Annotated in this window: 12 protein-coding genes; all 12 read right to left on the bottom strand. The window is 41.4% G+C overall.

The genetic code is table 11. The features are described 5' to 3' along the window. Positions 1–2 precede the first annotated feature (2 nt). Positions 3–1433 carry a protein kinase domain-containing protein gene (locus OCU78_RS16305; protein ID WP_137375345.1) on the bottom strand — a complete coding sequence of 477 codons (1431 nt, stop codon included), beginning with the start codon at positions 1431–1433 and terminating at the stop codon, positions 3–5. Next, on the bottom strand, positions 1426–2118 hold the full coding sequence (locus OCU78_RS16300) for a PP2C family serine/threonine-protein phosphatase (protein ID WP_137375346.1): 693 nt from the start codon (positions 2116–2118) through the stop codon (positions 1426–1428). Before OCU78_RS16300 ends, OCU78_RS16305 begins: the two co-directional genes overlap by 8 nt. After that, positions 2119–2796: a vWA domain-containing protein gene (locus OCU78_RS16295; protein ID WP_137375347.1), complete on the bottom strand. Its 678-nt coding sequence runs from the start codon at positions 2794–2796 to the stop codon at positions 2119–2121. Positions 2797–2890: 94 nt separating this feature from the next. Beyond that, a complete protein-coding gene (hsdR, locus tag OCU78_RS16290; protein WP_137375348.1) occupies positions 2891–6454 on the bottom strand; it encodes a type I restriction-modification system endonuclease in 3564 nt (1187 codons plus the stop codon). A gap of 208 nt (positions 6455–6662) precedes the next feature. Beyond that, positions 6663–7022, bottom strand: a complete 360-nt coding sequence (locus OCU78_RS16285; protein WP_137375349.1) for a hypothetical protein — start codon at positions 7020–7022, stop codon at positions 6663–6665. Positions 7023–7137: 115 nt separating this feature from the next. Further along, complete coding sequence (locus OCU78_RS16280) at positions 7138–9171, bottom strand: EH signature domain-containing protein (protein ID WP_137375350.1); 2034 nt, start codon at positions 9169–9171, stop codon at positions 7138–7140. Next, positions 9164–9820 (bottom strand): OmpA/MotB family protein, encoded by a 657-nt coding sequence (locus tag OCU78_RS16275; RefSeq protein ID WP_137375351.1) that lies wholly within the window; start codon positions 9818–9820, stop codon positions 9164–9166. Before OCU78_RS16275 ends, OCU78_RS16280 begins: the two co-directional genes overlap by 8 nt. Then, positions 9820–11901 (bottom strand): chemotaxis protein, encoded by a 2082-nt coding sequence (locus OCU78_RS16270; RefSeq protein WP_137375352.1) that lies wholly within the window; start codon positions 11899–11901, stop codon positions 9820–9822. Before OCU78_RS16270 ends, OCU78_RS16275 begins: the two co-directional genes overlap by 1 nt. A 7-nt stretch (positions 11902–11908) precedes the next feature. Beyond that, positions 11909–12157, bottom strand: a complete 249-nt coding sequence (locus tag OCU78_RS16265) for a hypothetical protein (RefSeq protein WP_240701789.1) — start codon at positions 12155–12157, stop codon at positions 11909–11911. A 112-nt stretch (positions 12158–12269) separates the two neighbouring features. Beyond that, positions 12270–13355, bottom strand: coding sequence for an HNH endonuclease (locus tag OCU78_RS16260; protein ID WP_137375353.1), 1086 nt, complete (start codon positions 13353–13355; stop codon positions 12270–12272). Continuing rightward, positions 13352–14062, bottom strand: a complete 711-nt coding sequence (locus OCU78_RS16255) for an OmpA family protein (protein ID WP_060467617.1) — start codon at positions 14060–14062, stop codon at positions 13352–13354. The genes OCU78_RS16260 and OCU78_RS16255 overlap by 4 nt, the downstream gene beginning before the upstream one ends. A 2-nt stretch (positions 14063–14064) precedes the next feature. Further along, entirely contained in the window at positions 14065–16098 is a 2034-nt protein-coding gene (locus OCU78_RS16250) for an apolipoprotein A-IV repeat region-like domain-containing protein (protein WP_137375354.1), read from the bottom strand. Positions 16099–16538 lie beyond the last annotated feature (440 nt).

The raw sequence follows: 16538 nt of genomic DNA, 5'->3' as shown, positions 1-16538 counted from the left end.
CTTCACGCTAATTGCCATCTGTAAGTCTTTAATAATTCGACAAATTCTGGTTTTCTTTCATCGGACTTGAGCCAAGTGGTAAACTCATAGGGATCGATAGCACTACGACGCTCCGCCGCTATTCTTTGCTTATGAGTGATTTGATGGACCTGCGATGCATTTTTACGTGATATGCTGCAAACTGCATTTGACTCGGGAATGAAATATATATCTCCTTCACTCATGGTGACGGTCAAGTTTTCATCACTTTCAAACCATAGCTCTGTATTGTATGGTGCAGAATTAAATGTCAGAGACATTCCATTACTAACTACACGTACATTATCAGTCTCGATGAAGCCTTGAGACGAATTAAAGATATATTGTGAATCGTCTTCATTCAGATAAATAACTTGTCTTAACACTGCATAGTGCTCTTTCCCTACTGAGGTTGAACAAAATGGACAGGCTTGTTCATCAGATTGAAGGTTGGTGAAGTAATGACTACTGCAAGTTGGGCACTCCAGCAAATGGTCAAGAGCCTCTTGTAAGGCTGCACACCAAGTATTTAGTGAAGGTCTCTCATAAGGCTGCGTCCGGCCCTTAGCAAAACACTGGTCGAACAATTTATAAAGCTTTTCATTGGCGACTAAAGCCAAATCAATGCCGCCGACACTTTCGTTGCTTTCATCTTCAGTATCGTATATCCAAGGCAACTCACCTCTATAAGCCTGTTCTTCTACTAATTCTGGTTCACCATCTTCGACATAAACCCCTTTAAATGGGTGCTGGTGCGTAAGCAGCTCAAACGCCATTACTGCAAATGACCATTGATCGGTTAATGCATTAACGCCCATATCACCTTTTACAACTTCTGGTGCACCGTACCCAGGCGTATATATGTGCGTGAACCCTTCTCTTTCGTTAACACACAAGTTGTCACAATCAATAAACCATACTTCTGAATAACGACTGTCTTCCGAAACAAAGATATTTGCTGGAGAAATATCGCCATAGGCGTAGCCTCTACTATGGAGCTTCGCGAGCGTTTTGGCGACTTTCAGTAGAATTTGAAAGCGTCTTTTCAGTCCACCAGTTTGTATGTACTGCTTAATACTTTGGTTATCAATAAGATCACTAAAGCTTTTCTCTAGTACATCTTGTAGTGGAATCAAACCATCCATCAGCTCCATAACATAACCAAGACGAGGTTTTACAATTTGTACTTTAGGAAGAGCAAGGTTTAATCCGGATAGGTCTTGCCTTAGGCTCCAATCTAATTGCTTTTGCCACCTTTTGATCGTTGATTGATCTTTAGTATTTAAGATTTTTACCAAAACTCCACTGTGCTGAGTTTGACAAACGATGCCTTGTCCACCTTCACCAACTCTTTTAGTAAGTTCATATGCATTGTCATGTTTGTCGTAGACAGTACTTTTCTTTTTACTATTCATTAATTAGAACCATTGCAATTGTTTTGTCATCTGTATGATGTGGTGTGGGCCAATTGTGCAATAGGCCTTTTAAGTTTTTCTTAGTTGCTCTTGGGCTTACTGATTGAGCGCGCGTCACTAGCGCATAACAAAAACCGAGGTGATCTTCTATATCTTCAGAGATTCCATCCGTCATCAGAATCAGTCCACCATTCGTCCGATTCAACCTGCCTCTACCTATACGCCAATCAGAGAACTTTTTACTTAACCCTAGCCCTGTTGTTTCATTTGAAAACAAATCATCGTTTGAAATAGAATGATTAGTAGTGCTATTGCAAATGACACCATCCCCGAGTTGGATGAAGCGGTATTCACCTTTTGAGTTTCCCCAAGCAACCATTAAAGTGGTAACTGCATCATTGGGTTCTATATTTTTGACTTTAAGTTCGCTAAGCCACTTTTTATAAATATAGGTAATTAGCTCTTTATCAGAAATGTCTTCAGGTTTAGCTAGGCAGGAAGTAACCGCTAAACGAGTTGCCAGTTTAGAGCCTATATGAGACAAGTCTCGAGATCCCATGCCATCTGCAACCGCTACTGCCCATCGACCATTAGATTTTCTACATTTAACAGCATCTTGATTTGGAATATTGAGATCAGAATGCGTTGGGCCGATAACTGACGTTTTCGATATGCTAATTTTCATTTACAGCGGAATATCTAGATCATCATCAGCTAAATCATCGTTAACAAACTCTAATTTCATAGGCTCATTTGGTTTTTGGCTTTTAGAGTGGTTGGCTACGCTCATGGTCACTGCTCGGAAAAACCGGGCGATTTCAGCTGCGTTATGCGCAAACAACAAAGGGGCTTCAACATCGTTGCTGAAAGACTCGAGCAAAGTGGTATCCGCATCATTGCCTATTGATAAAGCAAACCTAGTCGCCTTTTGAGCCCTCTCGCTATTTAATAACGCATCAAATGCATTTTTATAGTCGTCTGTAGGATAGCCATCCGACACTAAAATAATGATTGGTCGGTATGCTCTAGAAGGAATAGATTCTTTATCTTCGATTAAATCTTTAACTAGTGTGCAAGCTTCACCTAACGGAGTTCTTCCTCGTGCATCGAAGTTTTCTATCTGCTCAATTTGGTGTGCTGGTGTTAAAGGGAGGTGTGTTACAGCTTCGCCACCGAAGGTTACAATTGACAGATGAATTTCTGCTCTTAATCTACTCTCATCGGCAAAACTAGAGATCATGTCCTTAATCGATTGATTTAACGCACCAATTTTTCCATCAATACTCATGCTCCCACTTGTATCAGCCATAACAATGACGGGTAAAGGACGTGCTTTACTTGCGACAAATTTATTCAGTTCCATTATTTTCCTCAAAAGCTATAAAGTACTTTGTAACTATTCTTAGTTGCTCTATCAAGCAGACAACCGTTAGCGTTAGGTGAGAAGTTGTAAGGTTTTACGCGTGCTCATCCCACATGTATTCGTTGAACTGTGTAAGTATGCTATCTAATTCATCATTAAAGACGTTCATAAGCTTACGTTTGCCACCTTTACGCTTGTAGTTGCCCGTTTTAAAGGTGTCATCGTCGAGTACCACTTTGTCTTTAATGGATGACGCTAGGCGATCGAGCCAGTTAAGTTGCTCTTCACTCCACTCTTTTTGGGCTTTGATTTTATCTAACGCGAGATCAACTCGATCTTCAAATGGTAAAAGTGCATCACCAATCGCCGCTTGTCGAATATGACCGATTAAGCGCGCTGCCACATCTTGGTTTTTAGTCTCTTTCCACGCCTTTTTCAGCGTTGGCTCATTAAAGTTTTGTGCATCGAACCACTCTTGCAGTTCTAGCAAACCTTTACGAGTTAAGTCTCGTGGGCGGTTGATGATCACATCTAATGCCTCTTGGTGGTTGGATGATTTATCCACCAGCGCATCAAAGGCTTCTAAGAAATCTTGGGCGGTTTCATGCTCGCCATACACGGTCTCTACTCGAAGCAGTGAATCATCCACATCGGTAAAGATTGGCATATCACGTAAGTCGTTAATCTCTTGCTTAAGCTGCTCTAAACGACCGACCATATTCGTTACCTTGTTAAACACTTCTGCCGACCATTTCGGGCCTTTTTGTTTGAGCGTTTTAGCAAGGCTCGCAAAGTTACAGCCTGCTGAGTCTTGGCAAATCTCATCAAAGCGTTTGATTTGGTTATCTATATCACGTGATTTAAGTCGGTTAAACTCCGCGTGGCTTGAGATACGTTGTAGCTTGGCAACCAGTTGTTCATGGCTGTGCTCGGCAAAGCTTCGACCGTCTGCCTCAATGACCTTATAGGTTTCAGAATCGGTAATTTCGTTAACCAAGGTTTGCAGCTCTACCTTTGGACGAACCACGACTGGGCGCATGGTATCGACACTTTGCAGTGTGGAATACAGGTCAACCGCATCAAAAATTTTGAATGACGTTTTACCGACGGCTGGGCACAAGCGCGTCGCACGGCCTTTCATTTGCTCATACAAGATACGGCTGCGCACTTTGCGCATAAACACCAAGTTACAGATGCTTGGTATGTCGATACCGGTTGTAAGTAGGTCCACTGTTACCACGATGTTAGGCAAACGCTCTTTTTTAAAGCGAGTGATCATAGATTGGACTTTGGTGGAGTCTTTGTCTGAGTCGCCAGTGATTTTAATAATCGCATCGTGCTCAAGCTCAGGGTACTTAGCCTTAAACGCTGTCCGCAGCTCTTCGACCACAGAGTCGGCATGAGTGTTGTTAACACAGAAGACTAAGGTCTTTTGTGGGCTGGTTGGGTCTATATGATTGACCAGCTCTTCACACACCACTTTATTGAAGTTTGAAGCGATGAGCGCACGGTTGAAATCCGCGACTTCAAAGCCTTGCTCGTCATCTAAGGTGTCGTTGATTAACTCACCTTGATTAGATAGCCTCTGCACCTCGCTACCTTGAGATAAATACAACCCAGACTCACTGAGCTTGGTAATGATGCGGATTGGCGGTTCTTGATCGGTTAAGTAACCGTCGATTACCGCTTTTCGGTAGCTATAGCGGTAAACGGGCTTCTTCTGCTCTCCACCAAAGATATCAATGGTGTGCAGCGCAGGTGTCGCGGTTAACGCGACTTTCACTGCATCAAAGTGATCGATGATACGGCGATAAGAAGAGATAAAGTCTTGTTCGCTTCTGAACTTCTCTTCTCCTTCCGTTTGCTCTTTATCAAGAATGTAGCCACGATGTGCTTCATCAACAATAATGCAGTCGTAACGCCCTACTGGCATCACTTCATCACTTTGTAGCGTACGCTTAACGAGAGACTGAACAGTGGCAACGTGGATCTTGGTGCTGTCTTCTGGGAAGCGGTCCGTTAACCCTTTCACATTGAAGATCGAGTTAAAGGTATCCCCTTTGATATTAGTGTCTTCAAACGAATCCAGTGCCTGTTTACCAAGAGAGGTGCGATCGACCAAGAACAGAACGCGTTTAAATCGCTGAGACTGGATAAGGCGATACATCAAGGCAATTGCAGTACGTGTTTTACCCGTACCCGTCGCCATCGCTAACAAGATATCTTGCTGACCATTAACAATGGCTTGCTCGGTCGCTTGCACCGCTTCCTCTTGGTAGTAACGTAAACCGAGGTCACTCATGTCTGCATTTCGGCTAAACCAGTTATTGGTTAGCTGGTCGTCACTTTCTAGCTTGGCAACTAACTCTTCAGGTCGGTGCCATTCAGGCAATGCTTTGGGCATATTGGTAGCATGACGAACGTCTCGATACCAGATACCACTTTTGGTTTTCGCTACCGCTTTATAGCCACGACCATTGGCAGAAAAGCAGAATGGGATTTTGAACTCTTGCATTTTAAGAGTTGAGGAACCGTGCGAATCGGGCCACGAAGGCAAATAATTAGGTAAAGCTTCAGCTACTTGATCGAGTTCATCTTGACCATTCGCAGCTTGCTGTAATTCTGAACGCAGAAAGTCGTTATCAAAGTACTTACTGTAACGGTAAGACTCTGTCAGCTTCGCCGAAACGTCTTTGTTGTTCTTCTTCGCTTCAATGACGCCCATCGGCTTTAAACCGACAAACAATACGTAATCAGCAAAACCTGTTTTACCAGTTTCATCTTTGCCTGTTGGCCACTCTGCGATTGCAATATTGCGACCGACTCGAGGGCGAGTACCATTGGCAAAATTTAGCTTTTTGGTGTCTGCATCCCAGCCGGCCTTGCGCAGCTGGTTATCAATCAGGTAGCGAGTTTCATCTTCGCTTAGATTTAGAGGGCGTGACTTGGTCTCTTCGATGATCTGTTTCTTATAAGCTTTGCGTTCGACTTCTGTTTTCTTAGAAAGCTCAGTTTCTTGTTCTTTAAGTTTAGCTTCAAGTGCGCCAATTCGTGCTTGAGACTGTTCATGTGTCTCTTCTTGCTTACTCTCTAAAACGGAGATGTAGCCATTCAGCGCTGTCAGTTTCGCCTGTTGCGCTTCTAGCTCGGCTTTCGACTGTTCTTTCGCTTGGTTTTCGCTTTGACGAGCTAATACCAATTCATGCTTCAGCGACAACACTTCTTGTTCAAACTGTTCACCGCTATCTGAGCTGGGTAAAACAAACTGAGGGACAGGGAAATCGAATTTCTTAGTTACAAGTCGGTAGTACCAAACCGCAATACGAAACGCAAAGCGTAGACACATTTCAGCATCTTGAAGATCGTCATGATATTCATGGACGGCTTGATTGCCTATTTTGCGTAGCTTATGGAAGACGTTGAGAATACTGTCATCGACAAAAGGAATTTTGCCGAGTTCACGTAGGAGTTCGTGTTGGTTTTCAGGAACTTCTATATCTAACAGCTTAGCTAAGTGTTTGGCTGTCGCTTCACCAAAGATACGCAATTTAACTAACGTGGTGTTTGGATCATCTGGATAGTTTTGTTCTGCTGCGCGAGCAATAGCGTACAAGAAATCGTTAACGCCTTTGAGGAATTCGAAGTTTGATTTTTGCATTAAATACCAACCGACTCGTCGTAATTTAGAATGTAATTTTTATTTAATAAACCGTATCTTACAATAAAAACCTTATATAAAACGGTGAAATAGACCGCACACAACCTATTAGTTTTTTACAAGATGTGACCATCGCTCACATAACATCCATTTATTCACACAATTGCACAGTCAGCGCTCAGGTTTGCGTGTAATAACGTCCATAACGCTAAACATCTCCAAGACTAGTAAAATGGGTCGAATAAGAGCTCAACAGCTCATTAAGTTCTTGTTCTGTTTTTATCTTGGCACGGATAGCTGCATCACCACGCTTTAAACCTGGATAAGCGTACGTATTACTGTGTCTTCCCTTGCCTTCTGGGTAGACAACTTTCTCACAAGAAAGCTCTTTCAATGCATCCGCGTTGTGAGGCAGCCAAACCAATGCATATTCACTGGTGATAGGCTGATCGATTTGCACAACAACAACACCAAAGCCAGAGGTAATGTCCCATGCCAGTGCTTTTTTAGTTTCTCTCGTTGGCACGCCCAACTTTTCTGAAAGTGCTGCTATCGTTTTGTTCTTCACCGCTTTATCTCATTGGATTTATCATGTGCGAATTCTACGGCGTACGCAGAAAGCTGTGAGTTTTGTAAGCTTGTGAAAGTACAAGCTCATCATCATGCGCGGCAAAGCATACGTACTAGTTTGGTATTTTCAATTCATCTAGCAAAGCTTTGGCTTTTGGTAGCAGTGGTTTAAGCATTTTATCAGCACTGGTGGTGTTACGACGCTCTAACTCATTAAGTAAGATCATAATGTTCGCTGCGTTAATTACATTTTGAGTTCGGGTGAAGAAGTAATTTACCTTATCTAATACTCTTACATCGCTCCAATGCTGAAGTCCCTCTTCTTTTGCCATTGCAGCTTCTTGATTCGCAGGTATATGTGTATCTACTGCTGACAGAAGCCTCGCCGCTAAATCACTAGGGACAATGTTGAACCTTCTAGCTGTTTCAAGCGCAACTTCGTGTCCTTCAGAAGCCGCCTTAGCAATCCACTTCTCACCATATTGTCTTTTTTTGGGTGTTGATTCAGAACCAAGCATCAATTTTTGACCCAATTGCCACATAGCTTCTGCATTGCCTTGGTTCGCTGCCTTCATAATATACAGCTCATGATCTTCATCATTTCCGAGCTGCTTCGCCACTTGAGCTTTGGATAAGTAAATATTACTTTTTTGACGTAAACCTGACTGCTCGCCATATTTAGATGTCTTAAATTCAGTTTCCCAAAAATGTTCTACCCAACGCTCTAATTTCCTAGCCCTTTCATCAAGATAGCTTTGTTCAGGCTTTGGCAAACCACGAGTTTCACTGTAACTATTGACAGCAGGAGGTAAGCCTTTGAAATGAGGAATATCGGAATCTGGTAACAGCTTAAATTTGGTTCGCAAAAGTTTTTCACAGAAGTACTGCCAAGATGTCAGATGGTCATGAACATCGAGCTGCGACATTTCTCGTATGGCTTCAATGGTCAGGTCAGACGATTCAAACAGACGCTTAGCGTTCCATTCTGTATTTTTGAAAAAGCGAGTTTCGCTCAGATCTCCTCTCAAAAACTCGACTGCGATAATTTTGTCTAACTCAAAAATCAGCACTTCACATTGATAATTAGATTTATCAGACAACGCCTCGATTTGACCAGAAGGTGAATACCCTTGGCTCATCAAGTATTGCAGAGTTTGCGCAGGTAATAGTGCTCTTATGCGATTAAATCGAGCGCTATAGTTAGACCAAAACATGGTTCGGCTGTGAATCTGCCTTGCCTCGTGCTCTTCGAAATCAAGATGCTCTTTGCCATGCTCTGAAGTTAATAATCTAGATATACTCTTAAGTTCGTAATAACTTGAAATATTGAATTTCTTTTTGAGTATGCTTTTACTTTGCTCAGACAAGGAGTACCAGAAAGAATCATCGCCCGTTGGTAAGCATTTTTCTTCGAGAATGTCTTCTACGTGTTTACCGTAATCATAGTCTTTGAAGTAGCCGATAGCTGTATCGCAAAAAGCCAACTTATCATTAGTCGTTTTTAGGCTACGAAAACATTCTTTTAGCCATAAGTCCGCTACTCTAGTAAGTGGTTTAGGCGCGATTTTAACTAATTCAGTTGATAAATGACGTTCGTACGAATTGGCTTTTGGTAGACGCAAATATTTTACGTAACTCTTCGGCGTTCTATTGTTGTCAAAGCAATATTGACTCATTGATTGGTAGCCTTGGCCTCTTATCGCTTGAAGCCAATCGATCTTTTTCCGTTCTAAGTCTGCAAGTTCAGATACGCCTTGAACAATATCCATACTTTTAATCAAATCAGGAATAATAGACGTTGGCTTACCGTCAAGTGCTAGCGCTACTTTAAAGAACGCAATGCCTCCCAATGCGACATTAGTACACATTGCATACCAAATAGCACGGCAAGCATCGTTAACCTCACTCGCTTCGAGATCATTCCATTGGCTCTGGTTATCTACTGCATCTAGCCATTCCAAGATTGAAATTTGCTCGCTTTTTCCTTGGTCAACGAGTTGGATGATCTGTCTAATCGTTTTGGGAGGGAAGCTCGGTAAGTTGCCCTCTAGATCACCCATGTTGTAGAAATCATCAAATGACATTCTGTCGAGGCTATTTGCGCCAGGGACGACAGGCTGATTAAAAGTAAAACCTTTATTAGTCAACTGATTTCACCTCAGAGAAATAACCTAAGAACTCATCGTCTTTAAATTGGAATCTGAATTTCACTTTACGGTCTGCCGGATCTGTCGCTTCTTGGTTCGCCTCTATTGGCCCACGGCCTGAGATCATTGCTTTGTCAAAAAACGGCAACTTGTGCGCAAAATCCATGCTGTTTATGTACTTCGCTACACTATTTGCTCTTAAGACACTAAGTTCCATATTGCGGTCAAATGAGCCTTCTGAACTTGAATGTCCCTCAATCACGATACGGCTTACTTCGTCAGACGTTTGTTTAGATTGGAATATCACGTCGGAATAAATAGGGACAAATTGATCGAGAAACGCTTTACCAGACGGTTTCAAGCGGTACTCGTTTCTATCAAATAGAATTGAATCCAAAATAGAAATATCACCAGTCTCTGAGTTGGCCTGAACGCCAATACCCGCAGCCTCTAACTTATCATTTATGCCTTTAATAATAACGATCCTGGTAGTTTGGCTATTTTCATGAACTTCCGAGATCTGAACTAAGGCACTAATCAATAGCAATGCAAAGATCATCAAGAGTACGGACATCAAATCGCCAATTGATAACCAAACCCCAGACTCTTCAGCGTCGGCTGTTCGCGGGCTTGTTCTCAACCCACGCATTACACTTCCGCCTTAGCAACAGCTCGCTCGTCTGCTTCAAACTCTCGACGCTGTACTTGAGAGTTAATCAAGTAACCTGCAGCTTGCGATAACTTGTTATGAATAGAACTTGCTGCTGTATCAAAATCACCGAAGAAGCTTTCAAAGCTTTGGTTCGCTCTTGTGAAATATTCATCCATCGCTTTAGGTAGATTTTCGGTAACGTCATTAAACGTAGCAGCAGCTTTTGAATATTCTAATTTAAGCTGTCCAATCTCTCGGCCCATAGTACGCGCTGCATCTTGCAGCTCAGCCATTTTCGAAGCTTCATTTAGGCCGATCGCTTTAGCTACTTGCTCGATCGTTTTCGCTGACTTTTGTAGTTCAGAGTGTTGAGCCGTTAGTTCTTGCAGTAGGTTGTGACGAGTCTGATACTCACTTTCAAAGACTTGACGGAAATTATCAACCACACCATTTAGACCATCACGTTGCTTGCCAAGACTATCTTCTAGTAATGTGTTTTGCTGGGTGAAGTAACTGGTTAAGTTTTGCTGATACTGCTCACGGAATGCTTCTAGCTCAGTTTGTACTGTTTGTGACATTGAGATAACTTTCTTATCAATATCACCAAGCCCTGAAATCAACTCATCTTTTGCAGATGACATCAGACCGCTCGCCTCTTCACCTACCGTTTCCAACACTTTGGTTTGGTTATCAAAAATGTCTTGCGACTCTTTCAACAAAGAAGCAATTCGACTTTCAACATTATTGAATAGAGCTTGCTCTGCACTTTGTCGTTCTGATAGCGCTTTATCCATTGAATCTTTAATGCCTTCGAAAGCGGAAGCTGCAGTTTCTGAGCTATGTTCAAAAGCAACACGCTGTTTATCCATCCCCTCTGTTGCACTATTTAGCATTTGCTGAACTTCGTTAGCAATTGCTCCCATGGCGCCTTGGGTGTCGTCTTTAAAGCTACTTAAGATCTCTTTAAGCGACTCAGCAAAACCTTGGAGTTTAACCATGGTTTCTTGTTGGAATTTATCGATTGTTTCTACTGTTTCAGCAGTACGCGTCATTACTTGTTCAACGTTGCGGTTGAGTAGCTCCGATACTTCGTTATTTTTCTCTACTGCGCTCGCCGTTTTCTCTAGTTCTGCTACAACAGGTTCAATCAGCTGGGTTTTCATCTCACCGATCATAAGCTCCATCAGCTCTTTCTGATTTTGCTCTTTTATATCTTTAAGAAGTGAAAGTTCATTTTTGATACCTTCTAAAACAGGTGACATTTGTTTTTCGATTGACTCTGTCACTGCTGCTGAAATCGTATTCGCTATGATTTCACCATTAAATGATTGCCCTAAAGCAGACAATTGAGTAACAACTGAGTCCATGCTCCCACCCAGCTTCTCCATTACAAACGCAGAGTTTAGTTGAGCATCAATCACTTCTTGTTGGTTTTCGTTGGAGATGTTTTTCAAATACATGATTGGGCTAGCTTCTAGATATTGACTAGCGATAGCAGCAATAAAATCACTCTGTTTTTTAGCAATCGTACTCGAAGACGCCTTCATAACAGCCATAAACACAGCAGATAATGATAAGCCAACTAACGAGGTATAAAAGGCTGTTTTCATGCCTTCTAATAATAGCGCGGCTGATTTCAAAAGCGCTTGAGATTCACCAGTCATGGAGAACTCACTTAGACCCAGAGTGATACCTAAAAATGTGCCTGTGATACCTAAGCTCGTTAATAGAGCTGGTACCAATTTGTATCGACTGGCATCAAAACTTGGCAACATCTGTGTGACTGGAGATTTAGATAACCACTTGCCTTGTTTAGACTCGACTAAAAGTAACTCACCTTTAGCGTCATACACCAAATGGTCTGTAACCCAAACTAATTCGTCTTTAGTCAGCTTACCGATTGGTAGTTGACCATCACCGAACCTCTCGGTAAGTGATGCTAGAGCAGATAACCTGATTTTTTCATCAGAGTTGGTCTTCCATTCCCTGTATAGAAAGAAAATAAAGCACACTATAGTTGAACCAATGATCACTGCAGTCACAGGTTCGCTGAATAAATTCAAAATAAATTGAAGCATGGTAAGCCTATTGATTTAGTAAGTTTTGTAATTCTTGGGGAGTGAACAGTTCTTCGGCGATTCTCACCGGAAGGTGTTCAGCATCTGTACGTAGCGTGTCATTAATTCGTATAGGGGTCTTGAGTCTGACGCTATACATACCTTCACCATGGTCATCGCTGTCAGTTGCTACCTTTAGATACACATCTTCAGGAAACTCACGAAGCAAAGTGGCTTGTAAGGATGACTTCGTATCGCGAAACGATTTTGTAGCCACAAAATCGTTTCCAAACTCATCTCGAGACAATTTCCATGCATGGTTGATGGTAATTATTCTTTCGAGAATTTCATCAAAACGTATTCTCACGTTGTCTCTCCTAATACATAACCTACCAACGTAAATTCCCCGCTTGAGAGCGATAGTCTGCTAAAAACTCATTGGCCGTGACCACATGCCAACCTTCACTATTAGCGTCTTCAATATCATTGGATGAAATAGCAATACCAAACTTATGTTTAGGCCAAGCAAGTTCAACCTTCGCAGTTATGTCACCGAATGAATCAGCAATATAAAAGGCAACTTCTGGAAGAGTCGTGCCAAATTGTTTGCAGGCATGCAAAACACCATGTAGACCCGGATCTGAGTAATCGAATATCTCTTGCCAACCACTTAAATCACCTAACAAGCCTTGCGCTTGGCGCAGTTGATTAATTAACTGCCTTTCCGAGTGACTCAGTGCCATATGTGAATGCATAGGCTGCTTGCTATGGCAATCTATACATAACGCTTTCAAGTTACTGGCTCTGTTATTAGATTTCACACCACTTATATGGTGTACATGAAGTAAGCTTCTATTTGAACGCAAATTGACATTACACTGCTCGCATTCAAAATCTTTCTCGACTCTATAATGAGACGAAACTTTAGCCCAATCTTCTGTGTAACCTGTTTCGGCTGTTTCTGCTTTTCTGGATGGAAGGTGAGGAAAAAACGAACTATATGTTGCGAAGAATTCAGCCATGTCAAATTGTTGAACAATTGAACTTATCGGAGTGCCTGTATTGCACCCTTTGTAATTCAACTGTCTTAAACAGTTCTGACAAACTTTAAGCTTAGCCTTTGTTTCACTATAGCCAGAAGCTACTATAAACTCACCTGATGTATCATTGGTGACGACATAGCGTTCAAAGCGACCATTCGCTCTCATACTCTGTAACGTTTTACAGTCAGCCACGTGGAAACGAGCACTGCTACCGTTTGCTTTAATATAGAGAGAAACATTTCGACCTTTGTAACTCAATAGACCTGAATCGACATCAACGTCTTTTAGTTCAACGTCTTTACCTTCAGCAAGCTCTATATCGAGCTTTTCTATTTGAGTCTCTTGCAGCTCAAGCTTGAAATCACCTTTTTGATCAGGCTCCATCAAGTTAATCGCATTTTTCAAACTACCAAAGTTAATACTTAACTTCATGAAGCACCCAAAATCTTACGTATCTGTTCTTCAGCATTAGTGATGACACGGAAAGACACACGTCTAGAACGATCTTCGTCTTCAAGACCTTCTTCATTCGTTGCTAATTTAGAAGATGAATAACCTACTGCTGCCACGTTAGCTTTTACCCAGCTATAATGCTGTTCAGCGACATTAGGTAGCAACATTACATAACCTAAAACTGCTCGGGTTCGCGATTGAGACAAGCGCATATTATTGAAATAAGCTTCATAGTCCGTTGAATCATGATTCCACTTACTTGAGGTATGCCCTTCAATTTTTATTTCTTGAATAATTGGTTTGTAGCTGTCTAACACTTTCAAATAGCGTGGAAAGAAATCATCTAAGATCGTCTGAAAGTTGCCTGTAAGGTTCGCTTTACCATTAGCAAACAAAACGTCAGGAGCTGTGAAGTTGACGCTCAATGTATCGCGGTCAATTTCAGCCCCCCACTTTTTTAAATCAACCTCGAACTCTTTAAAAAGAGCAACATAGATAGCTTCTTGTGTTTGCTGATAAGTCTCTGCGACCTCTTTAATCTTATCGCGCTCAACCATCGCGTCTCGCATAAGCGCAACAGAGATGAAAAGAAAGACCATCATTAAGCCAGCCATCAAATCTGAAACTGACATCCAATGTTCACCGCTATCACTAGGGCGTTTTGAAGAACCAAATAGCTTTTCCATAATTACGCTACTCGGCTGCTAACGACGTTATTCATTTCTCGTACAAGATCTTTGTAATCGCGAGTGAACTGTTGAGTAACGGTCGCTAGAGCTTCACCCATTTCACTTATTGTACGGTTCAGTTCTTGTTGCATTTGTAAATCAAGAACTTCAACCTGCTTCTCTACCGCGCTGCCGGTCTTACCCACTGATTCTGTGATTTGATCTTCTAAACTATCGAATGTGCGTCTTACCGCTTGTGCTTGAACTTGGAAAACATCTTCTAATGTGGTTTCCAAACGGTCATGCAGTTTGGAGATAGCTGAGGTTGTCTCAATTTGAAGCTCTTTGGTACTTGAAATAAGATCTTGATTAGCTTCTTTAAGCACGCGTCCAGTTTCTTTTGAATCATCTTTGATGTCAGCAACTAACACACGCAACTGACCATTCAATTCTGTTATCGAGTCTTCAAGGTGTTGGCGGATCTGTTCTGTTGTATCAGTTAAGTGATTCGTTACATTGCTTAAGCCACCTGTTGCCGTACCTACTTGCTCCTGAATATCAGATGAAGCTTCTGCAAGTTTGCCGCCAATGTCTTGGGCGCTTTCTCTTAACTGTGTAGAGATATCCTGAGCACCCGTCTCTAGATTAGTTCTCATTGTGTTCATGCTTTCTTCAGTCGTTGTTGTAAATTGCTGAGATGAAGCACTCAATGTTGTTGAGATTTCTTTCGTTGTTGTATCTAAGTCTTCAGCAATTTTCTTCACGCCAGCTTCAAAGCTGACTTTAATGTCTTCAACGCCTTCTTCAGTTGCCTGTGTAAAGTCTTCGCTAGCATCTGCTAACTGGGTACTAATTTTCTCTGCACTTGTTGTAAGTTCCTGAGCTAGTTTGGTTGCGCCCTCTTCCAAGTTAGTACGCATAGCATCAACACTTTGGTTTGCGGTAGAACCAAAATTGTCGATGAGTGTCTGTGATTCATGAAGCATTGATTCATAATGTGTAGAAGCCGCTTTAACTGAATCACCAATAACATTCATTGTTGTATCCATTTGCTCACGGATTTGTGGCATAGCTTCAACTGCTTTATCACGTAGATCCTTGAACGCTTCCAAACGATGTTCAAGTTCAGTCACTTGACCATGACCAAGTTCCATTACTTGATGCAGTTTTTCCATTGTTACTGGGATTGCCTCCGCTCGCTCATTTATGTGAGCAACAGATTTCTCAGTAGATGAAATAGCATCAACTCCCAGCTGGTACTTAGTCGCCATATCTTCAAGCTGATGACGGTAGTTCTCTTGCCAATCGACTAATTTCTTAACTGATTCATCCAAACGCTTAAAGTTCTCACCAAATTGCTCCGTCAACTTCTCGTTGAAATCGACAATTACTTCTTTTAGCGCATTGATTACTTGCTCTGTTGCTGACTTAGACAGAAGTTCACCGAACTCATCCATTTTCTTCCATAGTGTGCTCTGGAATTCAGCATTGCGCTCTGTTGTTTGCTTAAACTGACCATTTAATGTTCTTTGACCATCGTTAATGTCAGTTCTGAGGTTCTTAATTTGGGAGGTCAATGATGAGTCTTCATCGCCTTTGATCGCTGATAGCAACTCGTTTGAAGCGTTCAGCTGTTCAGTCGATGCTTGCAGCTGTTGAGACATAACAGAGAATATTTCTTCTGGCCCCACTGATTTTGATTCTTCTAGTTCTTTTTGAGGGATCAAACCTAATGCAGCTTTGTAAAAAATAGAGCCAGCCATACCCGCTAAACTTGTCAAGAACGCCGTTTTTAGACCACCAAGCAGTGATTCGATACTGCCATCAATGTTTTGTGGATCGAAGTCCATTAGACCAACTACAATCCCTGCAAATGTTCCGAGGATACCTAGAGAGGTAAGAATATTAGTTGTACTTGCCGTAAATCGTGCCGCTTTCCCCCAAATCGCTAAAGCAATTGAGATAACTAACAAGGTTAGAATCATGTATATAAATGCATTAGATATGGTTTCTGCTGAAAACGATGCAATAAATGAAGCTAGTAATTCAGTCATAAGTAGTAGTTCAATCATAATGGAAGAGAATGTCATTTTACATAAACGGAATACCATTCACAATTTTTGAATTTGATGATTATTAAAGAAGATTTGTGGAAACAAACAGGTTAAGTTATCTTTTTATTAATTTAGTTAATTTAAATTAACTCATTAGTAGATTAACCTTATACTATTTAACAAATTTAAATTATCGATTTATGCTTCTATCATAACAATCTAAAAATACATAAAAAAGGGACAACATCCCTTTTAAGGTTATTACTTAATAGCAATTGACGTCAATTTTAATTATGGAGTTCTAAATTCGTCGTTCAGGGTGGGAGTATATAAATAAAATTGAAATTATAACCTTAATCGAGACCGATTTTCTTTCACTTCTCCTCCATTAACCATCATCACCTTACTTATCCAACACTTAAAAAGTGTTGGATAAACAG

Source organism: Vibrio gallaecicus (assembly GCF_024347495.1).
Lineage (GTDB): Bacteria > Pseudomonadota > Gammaproteobacteria > Enterobacterales > Vibrionaceae > Vibrio > Vibrio gallaecicus.
Note: the sequence above shows the minus strand (reverse complement) of the source record. Positions and strands in the feature narration are given on the sequence as shown.

Bases quoted from the DNA above. Each gene is read 5' to 3' on its own strand.
- OCU78_RS16305 (WP_137375345.1), bottom strand. From the start codon at position 1,433: ATGAATAGTAAAAAGAAAAGTACTGTCTACGACAAACATGACAATGCA.
- OCU78_RS16300 (WP_137375346.1), bottom strand. From the start codon at position 2,118: ATGAAAATTAGCATATCGAAAACGTCAGTTATCGGCCCAACGCATTCT.
- OCU78_RS16295 (WP_137375347.1), bottom strand. From the start codon at position 2,796: ATGGAACTGAATAAATTTGTCGCAAGTAAAGCACGTCCTTTACCCGTC.
- hsdR (WP_137375348.1), bottom strand. From the start codon at position 6,454: ATGCAAAAATCAAACTTCGAATTCCTCAAAGGCGTTAACGATTTCTTG.
- OCU78_RS16275 (WP_137375351.1), bottom strand. From the start codon at position 9,820: ATGCGTGGGTTGAGAACAAGCCCGCGAACAGCCGACGCTGAAGAGTCT.
- OCU78_RS16270 (WP_137375352.1), bottom strand. From the start codon at position 11,901: ATGCTTCAATTTATTTTGAATTTATTCAGCGAACCTGTGACTGCAGTG.
- OCU78_RS16260 (WP_137375353.1), bottom strand. From the start codon at position 13,355: ATGAAGTTAAGTATTAACTTTGGTAGTTTGAAAAATGCGATTAACTTG.
- OCU78_RS16255 (WP_060467617.1), bottom strand. From the start codon at position 14,062: ATGGAAAAGCTATTTGGTTCTTCAAAACGCCCTAGTGATAGCGGTGAA.
- OCU78_RS16250 (WP_137375354.1), bottom strand. From the start codon at position 16,098: ATGACTGAATTACTAGCTTCATTTATTGCATCGTTTTCAGCAGAAACC.